This window comes from Streptomyces sp. NPDC057010, assembly GCF_042673805.1.
Classification (GTDB): Bacteria; Actinomycetota; Actinomycetes; order Streptomycetales; family Streptomycetaceae; genus Streptomyces.
In genome coordinates, this window is the sequence record NZ_JBHUSC010000006.1 from 14,984 (window position 1) to 31,484 (window position 16,501).

The 16,501-nt window shown below is 72.4% G+C and carries 18 protein-coding genes; 13 read left to right on the plus strand and 5 right to left on the minus strand.

Annotation, left to right across the window (positions count from 1 at the left end):
* The first annotated feature begins 41 nt into the window (after positions 1 to 41).
* A complete protein-coding gene (locus ACFTXQ_RS09150; RefSeq protein ID WP_382637943.1) occupies positions 42 to 518 on the plus strand; it encodes an HIT family protein in 477 nt (158 codons plus the stop codon).
* 3 nt (positions 519 to 521) lie between these two features.
* On the opposite strand, the gene ACFTXQ_RS09155 is transcribed toward ACFTXQ_RS09150, so the two are convergent.
* On the minus strand, positions 522 to 1,040 hold the full coding sequence (locus ACFTXQ_RS09155) for a MarR family winged helix-turn-helix transcriptional regulator (RefSeq protein ID WP_382637449.1): 519 nt from the start codon (positions 1,038 to 1,040) through the stop codon (positions 522 to 524).
* Positions 1,033 to 1,662, minus strand: a complete 630-nt coding sequence (locus tag ACFTXQ_RS09160; RefSeq protein ID WP_382637452.1) for a DJ-1/PfpI family protein — start codon at positions 1,660 to 1,662, stop codon at positions 1,033 to 1,035. Before ACFTXQ_RS09160 ends, ACFTXQ_RS09155 begins: the two co-directional genes overlap by 8 nt.
* Before the next feature lie 217 nt (positions 1,663 to 1,879).
* On the opposite strand from ACFTXQ_RS09160, the gene ACFTXQ_RS09165 reads away from it, so the two are divergent.
* From ACFTXQ_RS09165 to ACFTXQ_RS09175, 3 genes are all read left to right on the plus strand, one after another.
* A complete protein-coding gene (locus ACFTXQ_RS09165) occupies positions 1,880 to 3,232 on the plus strand; it encodes an aspartate aminotransferase family protein (RefSeq protein ID WP_382637455.1) in 1,353 nt (450 codons plus the stop codon).
* A gap of 182 nt (positions 3,233 to 3,414) precedes the next feature.
* Positions 3,415 to 4,080 carry a GntR family transcriptional regulator gene (locus tag ACFTXQ_RS09170; protein WP_382637458.1) on the plus strand — a complete coding sequence of 222 codons (666 nt, stop codon included), beginning with the start codon at positions 3,415 to 3,417 and terminating at the stop codon, positions 4,078 to 4,080.
* Between the two features lie 125 nt (positions 4,081 to 4,205).
* Positions 4,206 to 4,856 carry a hypothetical protein gene (locus ACFTXQ_RS09175; protein WP_382637461.1) on the plus strand — a complete coding sequence of 217 codons (651 nt, stop codon included), beginning with the start codon at positions 4,206 to 4,208 and terminating at the stop codon, positions 4,854 to 4,856.
* A gap of 104 nt (positions 4,857 to 4,960) precedes the next feature.
* On the opposite strand, the gene ACFTXQ_RS09180 is transcribed toward ACFTXQ_RS09175, so the two are convergent.
* Positions 4,961 to 5,704 carry an SLATT domain-containing protein gene (locus ACFTXQ_RS09180; RefSeq protein ID WP_382637463.1) on the minus strand — a complete coding sequence of 248 codons (744 nt, stop codon included), beginning with the start codon at positions 5,702 to 5,704 and terminating at the stop codon, positions 4,961 to 4,963.
* A 267-nt stretch (positions 5,705 to 5,971) separates the two neighbouring features.
* On the opposite strand from ACFTXQ_RS09180, the gene ACFTXQ_RS09185 reads away from it, so the two are divergent.
* From ACFTXQ_RS09185 to ACFTXQ_RS09215, 7 genes are all read left to right on the plus strand, one after another.
* Positions 5,972 to 6,316, plus strand: a complete 345-nt coding sequence (locus tag ACFTXQ_RS09185; RefSeq protein WP_078892798.1) for a YbaB/EbfC family nucleoid-associated protein — start codon at positions 5,972 to 5,974, stop codon at positions 6,314 to 6,316.
* A 39-nt stretch (positions 6,317 to 6,355) separates the two neighbouring features.
* Positions 6,356 to 6,955 (plus strand): recombination mediator RecR, encoded by a 600-nt coding sequence (gene recR, locus ACFTXQ_RS09190; protein ID WP_042816380.1) that lies wholly within the window; start codon positions 6,356 to 6,358, stop codon positions 6,953 to 6,955.
* Positions 6,948 to 7,595: a DUF5063 domain-containing protein gene (locus ACFTXQ_RS09195; RefSeq protein ID WP_382637468.1), complete on the plus strand. Its 648-nt coding sequence runs from the start codon at positions 6,948 to 6,950 to the stop codon at positions 7,593 to 7,595. The genes recR and ACFTXQ_RS09195 overlap by 8 nt, the downstream gene beginning before the upstream one ends.
* Before the next feature lie 131 nt (positions 7,596 to 7,726).
* Positions 7,727 to 9,001, plus strand: coding sequence for an aspartate kinase (locus tag ACFTXQ_RS09200; RefSeq protein WP_382637471.1), 1,275 nt, complete (start codon positions 7,727 to 7,729; stop codon positions 8,999 to 9,001).
* Positions 8,998 to 10,071 carry an aspartate-semialdehyde dehydrogenase gene (locus ACFTXQ_RS09205; protein WP_382637473.1) on the plus strand — a complete coding sequence of 358 codons (1,074 nt, stop codon included), beginning with the start codon at positions 8,998 to 9,000 and terminating at the stop codon, positions 10,069 to 10,071. The genes ACFTXQ_RS09200 and ACFTXQ_RS09205 overlap by 4 nt, the downstream gene beginning before the upstream one ends.
* Positions 10,072 to 10,240: 169 nt before the next feature.
* Positions 10,241 to 11,017, plus strand: a complete 777-nt coding sequence (locus tag ACFTXQ_RS09210) for a SigE family RNA polymerase sigma factor (protein ID WP_382637476.1) — start codon at positions 10,241 to 10,243, stop codon at positions 11,015 to 11,017.
* Entirely contained in the window at positions 11,014 to 12,126 is a 1,113-nt protein-coding gene (locus ACFTXQ_RS09215; protein WP_382637478.1) for a hypothetical protein, read from the plus strand. Before ACFTXQ_RS09210 ends, ACFTXQ_RS09215 begins: the two co-directional genes overlap by 4 nt.
* A gap of 33 nt (positions 12,127 to 12,159) precedes the next feature.
* Here ACFTXQ_RS09215 and ACFTXQ_RS09220 read toward each other — a convergent pair whose 3' ends face one another.
* A complete protein-coding gene (locus ACFTXQ_RS09220; protein ID WP_382637481.1) occupies positions 12,160 to 12,948 on the minus strand; it encodes an SURF1 family protein in 789 nt (262 codons plus the stop codon).
* A gap of 43 nt (positions 12,949 to 12,991) precedes the next feature.
* Entirely contained in the window at positions 12,992 to 14,809 is a 1,818-nt protein-coding gene (locus ACFTXQ_RS09225) for a S9 family peptidase (RefSeq protein ID WP_382637484.1), read from the minus strand.
* 120 nt (positions 14,810 to 14,929) lie between these two features.
* On the opposite strand from ACFTXQ_RS09225, the gene ACFTXQ_RS09230 reads away from it, so the two are divergent.
* Entirely contained in the window at positions 14,930 to 15,106 is a 177-nt protein-coding gene (locus ACFTXQ_RS09230) for a hypothetical protein (RefSeq protein WP_382637487.1), read from the plus strand.
* Between the two features lie 66 nt (positions 15,107 to 15,172).
* Positions 15,173 to 16,498 carry a cytosine deaminase gene (gene codA / locus ACFTXQ_RS09235; protein WP_382637490.1) on the plus strand — a complete coding sequence of 442 codons (1,326 nt, stop codon included), beginning with the start codon at positions 15,173 to 15,175 and terminating at the stop codon, positions 16,496 to 16,498.
* The last annotated feature ends 3 nt before the right edge of the window (positions 16,499 to 16,501 follow it).

The window sequence follows — 16,501 nt, forward strand, 5'->3', positions numbered from 1 at the left end:
CGAAGTCCCGGGCAGGGAAAGCCGCCTAGCATCACCGCATGATCGAGAACGACTGGCGGCACGACCGCATCGGCAGCGCCCACCGGGGCCAGAACCCCACCGTCCTGCGCCGCCTCGACGCCGGCTTCGCCGTCATCGGAGACCGGCAGTTCCTCCCCGGCTACTCCGTCCTGCTGACCGAAGACCCCACCGTCACCCGGCTCTCCGACCTCCCCCGAGCACGCAGGATCGCGTACCTCACCGACCTGGAGCGCCTCGCCGAAGCCGTCGAGCGCGCCTGCCGCCGGCTCGACCCGGCCTTCCGCCGCGTCAACATCGAGATCCTGGGCAACACCGACCCGTACCTCCACGCCCACATCTGGCCCCGCTACGACTGGGAGCCCGCCGACCGCGTCCGACTGCCCGTCTGGCTCTACGCGGAGGAGTACTGGCGGGCCGAGCAGCACGCGCTGACCGGCCGCCACGACGCCCTGCGCACCGCCATCGGAGAGGAACTCGACGCCCTCATTGAGCCCTAAGCCCTAGCCGCGCGGGCCGTTCGACGCAGACCGCGCGCCGGTCGGGTCCTCGGGGGACTGGACGGCGTCCAAGGCCCGGGCCAGGCGGTCGAGGGTACGGACCGTCTCCGCGAAGGCGGCGTCGCCCAGTTCGGCCGCGAGGCGGGTCGCCAGGGAGGCGTGGCCGGGACCGATGCGGGCCACCGCCGCGCGCCCGGCTTCCGTCGGGCGGAGGAGTTTGGCCCGGCGGTGGGCCGGGTTCGGGACGTACTCCGCCAGGCCCTTCGCGGCCAGCAGGTCCGCGATGCGCTGCACGCTCTGCCGGGTGATGCCCATCGCCCGGGCGATGCCCGCGACCGGCAGCGGTTCCTTGAGTACCGCGCCCAGCACCTGCCACCAGGCGGCCGTCAGCCCGGCCGGCCGGGCCAGCTCCTCCGAGACCGAGAGGAACTGGCCGTTCAGGCGGAAGACGCCGAGTGCGGTGCGGCTCAGCAGGTCCTGGCGGTCCCGGAGGGTCGGTTCCTGCGGCTCCGGCTCACGCATCGCCCGCCTCCGACGCCTCCATCAGCACCGGGTACGCGCTCTCGTCCGAGTCGTGGAACAGGCGGTACCACGCGTCCAGGACGTGCGGCTTGTAGACGTCCAGGCGGGCGAACACCTCGCGCGCGAAGGCCACCGGTTCCGTCGGCCCGGCCGTGATCAGGTCGCCGTCCGTCACCGCGTCGGCCTCGACGTAGTGCTCGGCTCCCGCGTATCCCGGCTGCGGAGCCAGGTAGAAGGAGGCGGCGCTGGTGTGCGTACGGGAATCCAGGACGCCGGTGCGGGCCAGGCCGGCCGTGGCTCCGCAGATCGCCGCGACCGGGACGCCCGCCGCCAGGAACTCCGCCGCCTTGGCCGCGAAGGGCGCCAGGTCGTCGCCCGTGTCCCAGAGCGAGGCGCCGGTCAGGATCAGGAGCGAGGAGTCCTCGGGCCGCAGGTCCGCGAGGGACAGGTCGGGCTGGATACGGACGCCGCCCATGGTGGTGACCGGCTGCCCGGCGGCGAAGCCGACCGTACGGATCGTGTGGCCGCGCTGGGCGAGGTGAGCGGTGGTGTGGCCGGTCTCCCAGTCCGCGTACGTGTCGTAGACGGCGAGGTGGACGGGCTTGCGCGGGGTCTCGGTCATCGTGATCGCCTCCGGCTTCGGCTTTGGCTTCGTCTTTGGCTTCGTCGTGGGAACACTCTCTATGACAGGATGCTGTCACTATGGAAGTGTGCTGTCAATGATGGCGACGCGCGCGGTCGATGCGCATAAAGGCGCATACAGACTGCCGAGAGCGGCCCCCTCACCGCATACAGTCCGCCGATATCCCTTCCCACCTGCGCACTTCTAGCGTGACGACATGACCCCTCATGTCACCGGCGCGACCGTCAAGGCCGCCGACCGCGCTCACGTCTTCCACTCGTGGTCCGCCCAGGCCCTGATCGACCCGCTGGCCGTAGCCGGCGCCGAGGGCTCGTACTTCTGGGACTACGACGGGAACCGCTTCCTCGACTTCGCCTCCCAGCTGGTCAACACCAACATCGGCCACCAGCACCCCAAGGTCGTCGCCGCCGTCCAGGAGCAGGCCGCCCGGCTCTGCACCCTCGCGCCCGGCTTCGCCGTCGACGTCCGCTCCGAGGCGGCCCGGCTGATCGCCCGGCGGACCCCCGGCGACCTCGACAAGATCTTCTTCACCAACGGCGGCGCCGAGGCCGTCGAGAACGCCGTCCGCATGGCCCGGCTGCACACCGGCCGGCAGAAGGTGCTCTCCACCTACCGCTCGTACCACGGTGCCACCGCCGCCGCGATCAACCTCACCGGCGACCCGCGCCGCTGGCCCTCCGACACGGCCGCCGCCGGCGTCGTGCACTTCTGGGGGCCGTTCCTCTACCGCTCCCCCTTCCACGCCACCACCGAGGCCGAGGAGTGCGAGCGCGCCCTCGCGCACCTCGCCGACACCATCGCCTTCGAGGGGCCGCAGACCATCGCTGCGATCATCCTGGAGAGCGTGCCCGGCACCGCCGGGATCATGACCCCGCCGCCCGGCTACCTCGCCGGCGTGCGCGAGCTCTGCGACGCCCACGGCATCGTCTTCATCCTCGACGAGGTCATGTCCGGATTCGGCCGCACCGGCACGTGGTTCGCCGCCGACAACTGGGGCGTCACCCCCGACCTGATCACCTTCGCCAAGGGCGTGAACAGCGGTTACGTCCCCCTCGGCGGCGTCGCCATCTCCGCCGCCATCGCCGAGACCTTCGCCACCCGCCCCTACCCGGGCGGACTGACGTACTCCGGCCACCCCCTGGCCTGCGCCGCCGCCGTCGCGACGATCAACGCGATGGAGGAGGAGGGCATCGTCGAGCACGCCGCCCACCTCGGCGAGAACGTGATCGGCCCGGCGCTCGCCGAGATCGCCGAGCGGCACCCGTCGGTCGGGGAGGTCCGCGGTCTGGGCACCTTCTGGGCCCTGGAACTCGTACGGGACAAGGAGACGCGCGAGCCGCTCGTCCCGTACAACGCGGCCGGCGCCGCCAACGCGCCGATGGCCGAGTTCGCCGCGGCCTGCAAGGCCTCCGGCCTGTGGCCCTTCGTCAACATGAACCGGACGCACGTCGTCCCGCCGTGCACGATCACGGAGGCGGAGGCGAAGGAGGGCCTGGCCCTGCTGGACGAGGCGCTGTCGGTCGCCGACCGGCACACCACGGCCGGATAGGGGGCGTGCGCGGGCCGGCCCGGGGGCGGGGAACCGGCAGGTGGCCGGTGCGTGGACGGTGCGTGGCCGGTTTTCCGTCCGCATAACGGTCGGTAGATCCGTATAACGATCCTCAACCGTTCGGTTTCGGCCTCGCTGTCTGGCCTAAGGTGTCCGGAGTTCTACAGAGGAGACGGACCCTTATGCCAGGCAGCGGCGCTGTCACCCGCAACACACTTCGCCAGCAGATCGCGGACGCGCTGCGTGACGAGGTGCTCGCGGGACGCCTGCCGCCCGGAACCGAGTTCACCGTCAAGCAGATCGCCGAGAAGTACGAGGTCTCCGCGACCCCGGTCCGCGAGGCGCTCGTGGACCTCTCGGCCCAGGGGCTGCTGGAACTGGTCCAGCACCGCGGGTTCCGCGTCCGGGTCTTCTCCGTGGACGACTTCCGCGGAATGATCGAGGCCCGCTCGCTCGTCGTCGACGGGATCTTCCGCCGGCTCGCCGAGCGCGGCACCGCCCCCGGCTCCGGCGAGATGCTGGTTTCGGTGCGCCGCCGGGCGGAGGAGGCGCGGCGGGCCGCGGAGAGCGGTTCGCTCGAAGTGCTGATCGGCTACGACCTCCGCTTCTGGCGGGAGCTGAGCGAGCTCGTCGGCAACACCTACATCTCGGAGTTCCTGCACCGCATCCGCGTGCAGTGCTGGGTCTTCGCCGTCCCCCACCTCCAGCGGGAGCCGCAGCTGCGGGCGACGCTGTGGTGCGGGCACAGTGCGCTGGTGGACGCGGTGACGCTGGCGGACGCGGACGAGGTGCGGCGCATCGTGCACGAGTACAACCAGCACGGTCTGGACTGGGCCGCCGGCCTGTAGGGGCGGGGCGGCGGAGCGGGGCCACGGCGTCACCCGCCGTATACCGGGTTCTGCGCACCCCTTCGCGGAGGGTGTCCGGCGCACTACGCTGGCCGGATCGGCGGCAACGACTGATCGGAGCCCGCGTGGCCTGTGACCTGTGGCTGGTCCCCCTTGTCGACGTGCTGTGCCACAGCCCCGACAACCCCTTCGCGGAAGAGATCGCCTCGTACGACAAGGCGCTGGGCGAGGCGGGTCTGCCGTCGGTGCCCGTGTTCGCTTACATGCCGGGCCTGAGCGGGGACGTGGCCCCGGTGGCCGGTTTCGACTACGACGCCCTGCACTTCCTGCGGCGGGCGTACCTGCTCCAGATCTGCGGCCTGCCGGTGACGCCGGTGGACGAGCTGGGCGGGGACTACGAGCAGCTCCTGGAGATGTTCGAGCCGACGGCCCAGCAGTCGCACCTGGTGTGGCACTACGACCACGCGGGGGCGTACGTGCCGGTGGACTTCGCGGCTCCGCTGGCGAACGAGGAGCTGTTGGCCGGGGGCGGGCCGCTGGGGTCCGCGCACGGGCTGCTGCGGGAGCTGGCCTTCGTGGCGCCGGCGATCGGGATAGACCCGGGGAACCCGCCGGCCGCGCCCGCGCCGCCGGGGCGGCCGACGTCGTTGGAGGAACCGGCGGGGCCGATTCCCTATGACGACAGTCCGTTCGCGCGGGAGCGGCATGTGTGGCTGGGGTTGCATGCGGCTGCTACGCGGAGCCTGGGGCAAGGCTCGATGATCATCTTCAGCTGAGCGGTGCTTACCGGGCGCCGGGCCGGGGTCGTTCGTCGGCTGCGGCCCGGCCTCCTGGGGCTCCGCCCCCGACCCCGCCCCTCATGCGCCGGCGGGGCTGGATTTCAGCGGGGCTGTTCCGGCGGGCGTTGGCGGGGCATGTTCGGGCGGGTGCCCGGGGGGAGGGGGAAGCGGGCCGGGGGGATGTACGCGTCCGAGCGCGCACCGCCGGCGCCCAGGGACTGCATGACCAGGGGCGCGGGGCCGGAGCTGAACTCCACCATCCACTCCGCGGTCTCCGAGCGGACGAGCTCGGTCACGTCCTCCGAGAAGCGGCGCAGCACCGTGAGGCACCGTTCCGCCGCCTCGCTGGCCGTGCCCTCCGTCGGGCCGAGCACCTCCCGTACGTTCTCCGAGGCCCAGTCGAACTGCAGGGTCTGAAGACGGCGCTGCACCGCCTGGGCGGTGGCCACGTCCCGCATCCAGCCCGAGGTCAGGCCGAAGAACCGGTCGCAGGCCAGGCAGGCCGCGCCCAGGAGGAGCGACAGGTACCCGTACGCCGACGCGCCCGGCGCCGAGCCCGTCAGCTCCAGCAGCGGCATGGCGGCGCCCGTGACGGCGCCCACGGCCGCCCCGGCGCGCAGCACGCGCGCCCCCCGGCGCTTCCACGCCCGGTCGGACAGATACCACTCGGCGGTGCGCAGTGCGTCGGCCTCGACCCGCCGGTAGAGCTCGTCGAGCCGCTCGGCGGGCTCGCCCCAGTCCCCCAGGGGGAAGGGCCGGCCGGTCAGATCGCCCGCCATCGGCCCGCCGCCCTCCTCCCGGGGATCCCGGGGTGGCCCCTCGGGCTGCATCTCCGGCTGGCTCACCCGGCACTCCCTCTGCCTGCGCTGACGACTGGTGGTGCGCGTGTGCGCAATGGTGCGCATGCTCTTCCTACCTTCGAATGACGCTCGATGGACAACGAATCCCGGGATTTCCGCCCGCAAGGAGGTCTCCATCAGGTACGCGTACGCCCTCTCCCTCACCCGAAAGAGTTGGTCCTCACGGCGTAGGGCGCGGCGCCCGGGGAGCACGTAGGCTCGGATTGACCGAGCCGCCCCAGGCTCGGACCGATGCTACGGAGTGAGTGACCCGTGATTCCCGGTGGTGGCCAGCCCAACATGCAGCAGCTGCTCCAGCAGGCCCAGAAGATGCAGCAGGACCTCGCCGCGGCCCAGGAGGAGCTCGCGCAGGCCGAGGTCGAGGGCCAGGCCGGCGGCGGTCTCGTCAAGGCGACCGTCACCGGTTCCGGTGAACTGCGCGCCCTGGTGATCGACCCGAAGGCGGTGGACCCGGAGGACACGGAGACCCTTGCCGACCTGGTGGTGGCGGCGGTCCAGGCGGCCAACGAGAATGCCCAGGCGCTCCAGCAGCAGAAGCTGGGCCCGCTGGCCCAGGGGCTCGGCGGCGGCAGCGGCATCCCCGGCCTCCCGTTCTAGTCCCCGCACCACCCACCGACACCGAAAGAAGGCAGTCCGTTGTACGAAGGCGTGGTCCAGGACCTGATCGACGAACTGGGCAGGCTGCCCGGCGTCGGGCCCAAGAGCGCGCAGCGGATCGCCTTCCACATCCTGCAGGCCGAGCCCACCGACGTCCGCCGCCTCGCGCACGCGCTGCTGGAGGTCAAGGAGAAGGTCCGGTTCTGCGCGGTGTGCGGGAACGTGGCGCAGGAGGAGCGGTGCGGGATCTGCCGTGACCCCCGCCGCGACGCCACGGTCATCTGTGTCGTGGAGGAGCCGAAGGACGTCGTCGCGATCGAGCGGACCCGCGAGTTCCGGGGCAAGTACCACGTCCTCGGCGGGGCGATCAGCCCGATCGAGGGGGTCGGCCCCGACGACCTGCGCATCCGCGAGCTGCTGGCGCGTCTGGCGGACGGCACGGTCACCGAGCTCATCCTGGCGACCGACCCGAACCTGGAGGGCGAGGCGACCGCCACCTACCTCGCCCGCATGATCAAGCCCATGGGCCTCAAGGTCACCCGCCTGGCCAGCGGGCTCCCCGTCGGGGGAGATCTGGAGTACGCGGACGAGGTCACGCTCGGGCGGGCCTTTGAAGGAAGGCGACTTCTCGATGTCTGACGCAACGCTGCACGCCCTCGGCCAGGATCCGGACGACTTCGCCGCCTCGATCGCGGACCAGATCGAGTCGTTCATCGTCGCGGTCACCGAGGTCGCAAAGGGTGAGGACCCGGACAGCGCGGTGCCCTTCCTCCTCCTGGAGGTCTCCCAGCTGCTGCTCGCGGGCGGCCGGCTCGGTGCGTACCAGGACGTGCTGCCCGAGGAGCGCTACGAGCCGGACCTCGGCCCGGAGCCGGACGTGGACGACCTGCGCGAGCGGTTCGCGATCATGCTGGAGCCGGTCGACGTCTACTCCGAGGTCTTCGACCCGTACGAGCCGCGCAAGGCCCCGGTGGCGCACCGCATCTCCGACGACCTGGCCGATGTGGTCGCCGACCTGCGGCACGGCCTCATCCACCTCCAGGCCGGCCGGGTCACCGAGGCGCTGTGGTGGTGGCAGTTCTCGTACTTCACCAACTGGGGGCCTACGGCCTCGGCCACCCTGCGCGCCCTCCAGTCGCTCATCGCGCACGTCCGCCTGAACCAGCCCCTCGCGGCGCTGGACGGCCTGGACACGGACGAGGACCTGGCGGAGGAGGACCTCGCGGAGCAGGCCGGGCAGGTCATGGCCGAGGAACTCGGCGGACTCGGCCGCAAGTAGCCGCAAGTAGAAGCCCCTGGTCGGGAACGTTTTCTATGATCCTTTCGTCTCATGATGTGGTACGAAGCGGTCGGATCGCGGCCGCTCGTTAGACTGCACCAGCAATGAGACGGACTGAGCGAGGAGCGCACGTGGGCCTTGTCGTGCAGAAGTACGGAGGCTCCTCCGTAGCCGATGCCGAGGGCATCAAGCGCGTCGCCAAGCGGATCGTGGACGCCAAGAAGAACGGCCACCAGGTGGTCGTCGTGGTTTCCGCGATGGGCGACACGACGGACGAGCTGATCGATCTCGCCGAGCAGGTATCCCCGATGCCTGCCGGGCGTGAGTTCGACATGCTGCTGACCGCCGGAGAGCGGATCTCCATGGCCCTGCTGGCCATGGCGATCAAAAACCTGGGCCACGAGGCCCAGTCGTTCACCGGTAGCCAGGCAGGCGTCATCACCGACTCGGTCCACAACAAAGCGCGCATCATCGATGTCACGCCGGGCCGTATCCGCACCGCGCTGGACGAGGGCAACATCGCCATCGTCGCCGGCTTCCAGGGCGTGTCCGCGGACTCCAAGGACATCACCACCCTCGGCCGCGGCGGCTCGGACACCACCGCCGTCGCGCTCGCCGCGGCGCTGGACGCCGAGGTCTGCGAGATCTACACCGACGTGGACGGCGTCTTCACCGCCGACCCGCGCGTGGTGAAGAAGGCCCGGAAGATCGACTGGATCTCCTCCGAGGACATGCTGGAGCTCGCGGCCTCCGGTTCCAAGGTGCTGCTGCACCGCTGCGTGGAGTACGCGCGCCGCTACAACATCCCGATCCACGTCCGCTCGTCCTTCTCCGGACTGCCGGGCACCTGGGTCAGCAACGAGAATCCGCAAGGGGACGCGCAGGTGGAGCACGCCATCATCTCCGGAGTCGCTCACGACGTCTCCGAAGCCAAGATCACGGTCGTCGGCGTCCCGGACAAGCCGGGCGAGGCCGCGGCGATCTTCCGCGCCATCGCGGACGCCGAGATCAACATCGACATGATCGTGCAGAACGTGTCGGCGGCCTCGACGGGCCTCACCGACATCTCCTTCACGCTCCCCAAGGCCGAGGGCCACAAGGCCATCGACGCCCTGGAGAAGGCGAAGTCCGTCATCGGCTTCGACTCCCTGCGCTACGACGACCAGATCGGCAAGATCTCCCTGGTCGGCGCGGGCATGAAGACGAACCCGGGCGTCACCGCCTCCTTCTTCCAGGCGCTGTCCGACGCGGGCGTCAACATCGAGCTGATCTCGACCTCCGAGATCCGCATCTCGGTCGTGACCCGCCAGGACGACGTCAACGAGGCCGTCCGTGCCGTGCACACGGCCTTCGGCCTCGACTCCGACAGCGACGAGGCCGTCGTCTACGGAGGCACCGGACGATGACCGCCGACCGGTCCTCCGGCCCGGCGCTCGCCGTGGTCGGAGCGACCGGAGCGGTCGGCACCGTCCTGCTCCAGATCCTGTCCCAGCGCGCCGACGTCTGGGGCGAGATCCGCCTGATCGCCTCCGCCCGCTCGGCCGGCCGCATGCTGGCCGTCCGCGCGGAGGAGACCGAGGTGCTCGCCCTCACCGAGGACGCCTTCGACGGCCTGGGTGCGGGCGATGTCGCCCTCTTCCTGACCCCGGCCGAGATCTCGGCCCGCTGGGCGCCCGTGGTCACCGCGCGCGGCGTCGTGGTCGTGGACCAGTCCGCCGCCTTCCGGGAGGATCCCGAGGTGCCGCTGGTGGTGCCCGAGATCAACGGGCACGCCGTACGGATCCGGCCGCGCGGGATCGTCGCCGCCCCGGACACCGTGACCGCCGCGATGATCGCCTCCCTCGGCGCGCTGCACGCCGAGTACTGCCTCTCCGAGCTGGCCGTCTCCACCTACCAGGCCGCGAGCGCCGCCGGCCGGGCCGGAACCGAGGTGCTGCGCCGCCAGCTCTCGCTCGTCGCCGGTACCTCCCTGGGCGAGCAGACCGGTGACGTGCGCCGGGCCGTCGGCGACGACACCGGCCCCTTCGAAGCCCCGCTGGCCCTCAACGTCGTGCCCTGGTCCGGTGAGCTGCGCGCGGACGGCTGGTCCTCGCACGAGCTCGCCGTACGGGCGGAGACGCGCCGGATCCTGGGCCTGCCGGAGCTGCCGGTCGCCGTGACCTGCGTACAGGTGCCGGTGGTGACCGGGCATTCCCTGACCGTGCGGGCCCGCTTCGAGAACGAGGTGGAGACCGCGCACGCCCGGGAGATCCTGGAGGCCGCGCCGGGCGTGGTCCTCGTCGACGACCCGGAGGCGGGGGAGTTCCCGACCCCTTCGGACGCCGCCGGGACGGATCCCGCCTGGGTGGGACGGGTGCGGGTCTCCCTCGACGACCGGCGCTCGCTGGAGTTCTTCGTGTGCGCCGACAATCTCCGCAAGGGCGCCGCCCTGAATGCCACTCAGATCGCGGAACTGATCGCAGGTGAATTTGCGTAATCCGCTTTGTAGGATCGGTCCCGATCCCTTGATCAAGGTGATGGCCCGACTGCCGTCTCGAAGGACGGGGCAATCGGGAAGAGCGGGTACGCATGAGGGCAATGGGGATATTGCTGGCTGGACTGCCTCGCGCGTACAACCCTGACGGGGGGACGCGTGTCCTACTGGCGTGGCAGAGGCACTGCTGGAACTGGCCGTCCTACCGACGCGCACCGGGATCGTCCCGTCGCGACGGGGCTCCCGTGCGCCCGGCGGCGGTTTTCCCGTGATCGTTCCCGTCCCGCCGGCGGGGCCGTCCGAGGCGCCCGTACGGGCAGCCGTACCGACCCGGGGCGGCCGCGTGCCCGCGCCGCGCGACAGCGCTGAGGGGCCGGGGAGCAGCGGTACGGGCACGGCGGCCGAGACAGCCGGGACGGCTGCGGCGGCCGAGACGGTGACCGAGGTGGTGGCCGGAACCACCGTCGACCACCTCACCGAGACCTACCAGGCGCACTACCGCTCGCTCCTCGGCCTCGCCGCCCTGCTCCTCGACGACACCGCCTCCTGCGAGGACGTGGTGCAGGAGGCGTTCATCCGGGTCCACTCGGCCCGCAACCGGGTCCGCGACCGCGACAAGACGCTGGCGTACCTGCGCCAGACCGTCGTGAACCTCTCCCGGTCCGCCCTGCGCCGGCGCATCCTCGGCCTCAAGCTCCTGTCGAAACCGATGCCGGACATGGCGAGCGCCGAGGAGGGCGCGTACGACCAGCTGGAGCGGGACGATCTGATCAAGGCGATGCGCGGACTGCAGCGCCGCCAGCGAGAGGTACTGGTGCTGCGCTACTTCGCGGACATGACGGAAGCCCAGGTGGCCGAGACGCTCGGAGTGTCGCTCGGCTCGGTGAAGGCGTACGGATCGCGGGGCATTGCCGCGCTGCGGGTGGCGATGGAGGCTGCGCAGTCATGATGGACGACCACATTCCGCCGGGCGGCGCCGCCGAGGAGCAGGCTCTGCGGGGCCTGCTGCGCGGGGCCGTCGAGGGGCTTGAGCCCTCCGAGGGGGCGCTGGAGCGGCTGCGGTACGCGGTCCCCGCGCGCCGGACCCTCAAGCGCCAGGTCCTGGTCGGCGCCGCGGCGGTGGCCCTGCTCGCCGGGACCGCGGTCCCGGCCGCCCTGCACATGACGGCGGCCGAGGGCGACCCCACCGAGCACTCGGCGATGGCCGGGCACGGTGAGCAGCCGGGCGGCCAACCGGGCGCCTCCCCCGCAGACCCGCACCAGAACGGCTCGGGGGCCCAGCCCAGGTCCTCCCGCTCGGCCGGAGCCGGCCCCGATGCGGGCGGCACCATCGGGCAGCCCCTCCCGAGCCTCGGCGGTTTTCCGTCCGGCGGGGTGACGGCCGGCCCGTCCGCCGGCGCCTCGGCCGGAACCGGCGGCGCCACGTCCGGCCCGGCCGCCGGCGGCGGACCGTACCCCCCGGCGGCCGCCGCGAGCGTCCCGGGCTGCGGGGCCGAGCAGCTGGGGGTGGTGGGCTCGGCCCGCGCCCCCGAGGCCGACGGCAAGGTCTACGGCAGCTTCAAGGTCACCAACGTCTCGGCGCGCGGCTGCACCGTCACCGGCCCGGACACCGTGACGGCGGCCGCCGCGGCGGGCCCTGCGCCCGGCCAGGGTTCCGGGGTCGCCGTGGTCGGCCACACGGCGGGGGACCCGGCGAGCGCACTGCTGCCGGACCCCTCGGCGGAGGCCCCGGTGCTGGTGCTGCCGCCGAACACGGCGTACGAGGTCCGCTTCGCGTGGGTGCCGTCGGGGGAGGCCTGCACGGCGGAGGACCCGGGCACGGGCGGCGCGACCGCGAAGCCGCCGCAGCAGCAGAGCGCGGACGCCGGGACGGGTACGCCCGGAACCGAGGGCTCCCCGGACACGCGGTCGGGCGGCGAGCCCCCGAAGCCGGCCGGTGTGGCGGTGTCCCACACACCGCAGACGGGATCCCCGACCACCCGGACGACGATCCCCGAGGCCTGCGGCGGCACGCTCTACCGCACGGGCACGATCCCGGTGGACCCCCCGAAGCCGTAGCCCTCACGGGGCCCGGGACAACGGCGCCGCAGGTCAGGCCTGGTTCGCGCCCGCCGCCGCAGGCTCCGGCACCGTCACCAGGCCGGCTTCGGCGTCGCGAAGGGTTTCCACCTCGCGCCGGTACAGCCGGAACCACATGAAGAGCACGAAGGCGACGAAGACGAACCACTCGCCCGTGTAGCCGAGGTTCTGGAAGGCCTTCAGGTCGAGACCGGTGTCGGCCGGCGCCTGCGCGGGCACCGGAAGCATGCCGTCCGCCGGGGTCTGCACGGTCAGCCACGCGTCGTACATGTCGTACGGGACGATGTTGACCAGCGAGGCCGCCCCGATCACCCCGAGCTGCCCGGCCGGCAGGCCGCCCTGCGAGTGGACCCCCTTCGTGCCGGAGTTCTCGGAGGACTGGAGCGCACCCGTGACCTCCACCCGCCCGGTCGGCGCGGCCGGCGCCTTCGCCGCGTCCGCCGTTCCCGGCAGCCAGCCCCGGACCACCGGCACGGCCTTGCCGGAGTCGGTCTTCAGCAGGGTCAGGACGTAGAAGCCGGTCTTCCCGTCGAGCGCCCGGTCGGGCACCAGCAGCTGCTCCGCGTACTCCCCGGCGGTCGAGGCCATCCGCCCCGAGGTCTTCTTGTCCACCGGGAGCAGCGAGTCCAGCGGCGCGGCGACCTGGCCGGCGGGCCGGCCGGCGGTCGCCTCCCGGTGGCTGTCGACGCGGTCCTCGAACCGGCCGAGCTGCCAGGACCCCATGAACAGGCAGAAGGGAACGGCGAGCGCGACGAAGACGTTGATCCCCCACCAGCGCGGGGTCAGGAGAAACCGGTGCACCCCACCACGGTACGGGGGGTGCACCGGTCGCCGTCCCGCAGGGTCAGGCGGGCATCCGCGGAGGCAGGTGCTTCAGCGCGAACTCCAGCTCCATCCGGACCTGCTTGATCCGCTCCTCCACGACCAGCGAGCCGTGCCCCGCGTCGTACCGGTACACCTCGTACACCGCCCCGCGGGCCGCCAGCCGGTCCACGTAGTTCTCGATCTGCCGGATCGGGCAGCGCGGGTCGTTGACGCCGGCCGCGATGTGGACGGGCGCCTTCACCGCGTCCACGTACGTCAGCGGCGAGGAGGCCTCGAAGCGGTTCGGGACCTCCTCCGGCGTCCCGCCGAAGAGGGTGCGGTCCAGGGACTTCAGCGCCTCCATCTCGTCGTGGTACGCCGTCACGTAGTCCGCGACGGGTACGGCGGCCAGGCCCACGGCCCAGGCCCCGGGCTGCGTGCCCAGGCCCAGCAGCGTCAGGTAGCCGCCCCACGAGCCGCCCGAGAGGACGAGGCGCGCCGGGTCGGCGAGGCCGGAGGAGACCGCCCACTCCCGGACCGCGGCGATGTCCTCCAGCTCGATCAGGCCGACCCGGTGCTTGAGGGCGTCGGTCCACTCGCGGCCGTAGCCGGTCGAGCCGCGGTAGTTGACCCGGACGACCGCGAAGCCGTGGTCCAGCCAGGCCGCCGGGGTCGCCGCGAAGGCGTCGCTGTCGTGCCAGGTGGGGCCGCCGTGGATCTCGAAGACCGTCGGGAAGGGGCCGTCGCCCTGCCCGGCCGGCCGCTGGGCGAGCGCGTGGATCCGGCCGCCCGGGCCCTCCACCCACACGTCCTCCACCGGCAGGGAGGCGGGCGCGCGGAAGCCCGGCGCGTCCAGCACGACGCCGCCCGCGGTGGACCGTACCGCCGAGGGCTCGGCGGCCGAGGACCACAGGAACTCCACCGTCCCGTCCGGCCGCGCGGTGGCACTGGAGACCGTCCCCGGCGGCGTGTCCACCCGTACGAGGTCCCGCGCGGCCAGGTCGTACCGCCAGAGCTCGCTGCGCGCCTCGAAGCTGTGCACGATGAGCAGGGCCGAGCCGTCCTGGTACCACTCGGCGCTGACGTCGCCCGGCAGGTCGATGGCCAGGCCCGTCTGGGTGCCGGCGGCCACGTCCCACACCATCGGCTCCCAGCGGCCGCGCCGCTGGTGTCCGACGAGCAGCCGGTTGTCGCCCGCGACCGGTGCGAAGCCGAGCACCTCCAGGCCCAGCTCCTCGGTGCCGCCCTTGGAGTCGTCGAGCTCGGCGACGGTGGTTCCGTCGAGGGTGAGCACGCGCACGGCGGAGTGCATGGCGTCACCGTGCTCGGTGTGCTCGATGGCGACCAGCGTCCCGTCGCGGGACAGGTCGCCGACGCCGGCCGACTCCCGGTGCCGGTAGATCACGGTGGGAGCGGAGCCGTCCGCGGGGACCACGTGGACGGTCGAGCCCTCCTCGTCGGTGGAGCGCCCGACGACCGCCGTGCCGTCCCGGCCGATCGCGAGGCCGGCCGGGTAGGAGGGCTCCAGGCCGGGCGTGGCGGGCTCGTCGGGGCCGCCCGCGAAGGGCTGGCGCACCCAGGTGCCGAACTCGTCGCCGTCGGTGTCGGAGAACCACCAGATCCACTCGCCGTCGGGGGAGAGGGTGCCGTCGGTGGTGCCGTTGGGGCGGTCGGTGGCCTGGCGCTGCGCGCCGGTGGCGCGGTCCCAGGCGTAGAGCTCGAAGGTCCCCGTCGCGTTGGAGACGAAGAGGGAGCGGTCCGGGGCGTCCTCCGCCCAGTCGGGCAGTCCGACGCGCGGCGCCCGGAAGCGCTTCTCCCAGTCGGGCATCTCGGGGGTGGTCTCGCTGTCGCTGGTCATGCCCCCATTCTTGCGGCATCGGGGGCGCCGCCTGCCGGGATGTCGCCGGGATGCCGACTGCTGCGGACGGGCGCACAGTGGAACCCGTACGGCTGTCACGTGCTCCGAGGAGGAGTGATCATGGCCAAGAAGGCTCGTACCGGTCACCACGGCCACCACGCCCACGAGGATTCCGAGCGTGCGATGGCGAAGAACACGGCGGCCGAGGCACGCGCCAAGGCCGCGGTCAGGGACGTGCAGTCGCTCTCCGCCAAGACGCGGGGCATGCAGCAGAAGGCCCAGTCCAAGCGCGGCTGAGCCACGCCACCGGACTCGGCCCGATGTTTCACGTGAAACGTCGGGCCGCGTGCGTACGCTGGCGCCATGCGGATGATCGTCCGGGGTGCCCGGCTCCTGCACGCTCACGGCCTCGTCGACGTGGAGGTCGCCGAGGACGGCCGGATCGCGCGCGTGATCCCGTACGACGACCAGAAGGAACCGCCGGCCACCGGCGTCCTCATCGAGGCCCACGGCTCGCTCCTCAGCGCGCCCTTCGTCGAGCCGCACATCCACCTCGACACGGCCCTGACGGCGGGCGAACCGCGTCCCAACGCCTCCGGCACCCTCTGGGAGGGCATCGCCTGCTGGAGCGAGCGCAAGCAGACCCTGACCCGCGAGGACGTCGTCGCGCGGGCGAGCGAGGTGCTGCGCTGGCAGGCCGCACAGGGCGTGCTGCACGTGCGCACCCACTGCGACACGACCGACCCGGCCCTGACCGCACTCGACGCGCTGCTGGAGGTGCGCGACCGGGTGCGGGACGTCATGACCCTGCAGATCGTGGCCTTCCCGCAGGAGGGGATCGTCTCGTTCCCCGACGGCGAGGCGCTGCTGCGCGAGGCGGTCCGCCGCGGGGCGGACGTCGTCGGTGCCATCCCGCACTTCGAGGACACCCGGGAGGACGGGGTGGCCTCGCTGCGGACGGCCTTCGCACTGGCCGAGGAGCACGGACTGCGCGTGGACGCCCACTGCGACGAGATCGATGACGAGCAGTCCCGGTTCGTGGAGGTGCTGGCCACCCTCGCGCTGCGCTCGGGCCTGCGCGAGCGCGCCACGGCCTCCCACACGACGGCGATGGGCTCCTACAACGGCGCGTACAGCTTCAAACTCCAGCGGCTCCTGTCCCGTTCCGGCATCAACCTGGTCTCCAACCCCTTCGCCAACCTCAACCTCCAGGGCCGTTTCGACGCCTACCCCAAGCGTCGCGGCCTCACCCAGGTCAAGGAGATGCTGGCGGCGGGGGTCAACGTGGCCTTCGGCCACGACGACGTCATGGACCCCTGGAACGCCCTCGGCACCGCCAACCCGCTCCAGACCGCCCTCGTCGGGCTGTACGCGGCCCAGCTCACCGGAGCGGACGAGATCCCGGTGGCCTTCTCGATGGTGACGGAGCGTGCGGCACGGGTCCTGGGCCTGTCGGATGCGGAATACGGCATCACGGAGGGCGCCCCCGCCTCCTTCGTGCTGCTCCCGGCACAGACACCCGAAGAGGCGGTCCGCCGCCAGGTCCGCCCCCGCTACGTCGTCGCCCGCGGCACCGTCATCGCCGAGACCCCGCCCGCCCCGACCCGGCTGTCCTGGCCGGGGGAGCCCCCGGTGGAGGTCGACTTCAGCCGCGAACCCGGGCACACGGCCCATGACATGGACGCCTGACCC

Bases quoted from the DNA above. Each gene is read 5' to 3' on its own strand.
- ACFTXQ_RS09155 (WP_382637449.1), bottom strand. From the start codon at position 1,040: ATGCGTGAGCCGGAGCCGCAGGAACCGACCCTCCGGGACCGCCAGGAC.
- ACFTXQ_RS09205 (WP_382637473.1), top strand. From the start codon at position 8,998: ATGACCGCCGACCGGTCCTCCGGCCCGGCGCTCGCCGTGGTCGGAGCG.
- ACFTXQ_RS09160 (WP_382637452.1), bottom strand. From the start codon at position 1,662: ATGACCGAGACCCCGCGCAAGCCCGTCCACCTCGCCGTCTACGACACG.
- ACFTXQ_RS09225 (WP_382637484.1), bottom strand. From the start codon at position 14,809: ATGACCAGCGACAGCGAGACCACCCCCGAGATGCCCGACTGGGAGAAG.
- ACFTXQ_RS09165 (WP_382637455.1), top strand. From the start codon at position 1,880: ATGACCCCTCATGTCACCGGCGCGACCGTCAAGGCCGCCGACCGCGCT.
- ACFTXQ_RS09215 (WP_382637478.1), top strand. From the start codon at position 11,014: ATGATGGACGACCACATTCCGCCGGGCGGCGCCGCCGAGGAGCAGGCT.
- ACFTXQ_RS09230 (WP_382637487.1), top strand. From the start codon at position 14,930: ATGGCCAAGAAGGCTCGTACCGGTCACCACGGCCACCACGCCCACGAG.
- ACFTXQ_RS09170 (WP_382637458.1), top strand. From the start codon at position 3,415: ATGCCAGGCAGCGGCGCTGTCACCCGCAACACACTTCGCCAGCAGATC.
- codA (WP_382637490.1), top strand. From the start codon at position 15,173: ATGCGGATGATCGTCCGGGGTGCCCGGCTCCTGCACGCTCACGGCCTC.
- ACFTXQ_RS09195 (WP_382637468.1), top strand. From the start codon at position 6,948: ATGTCTGACGCAACGCTGCACGCCCTCGGCCAGGATCCGGACGACTTC.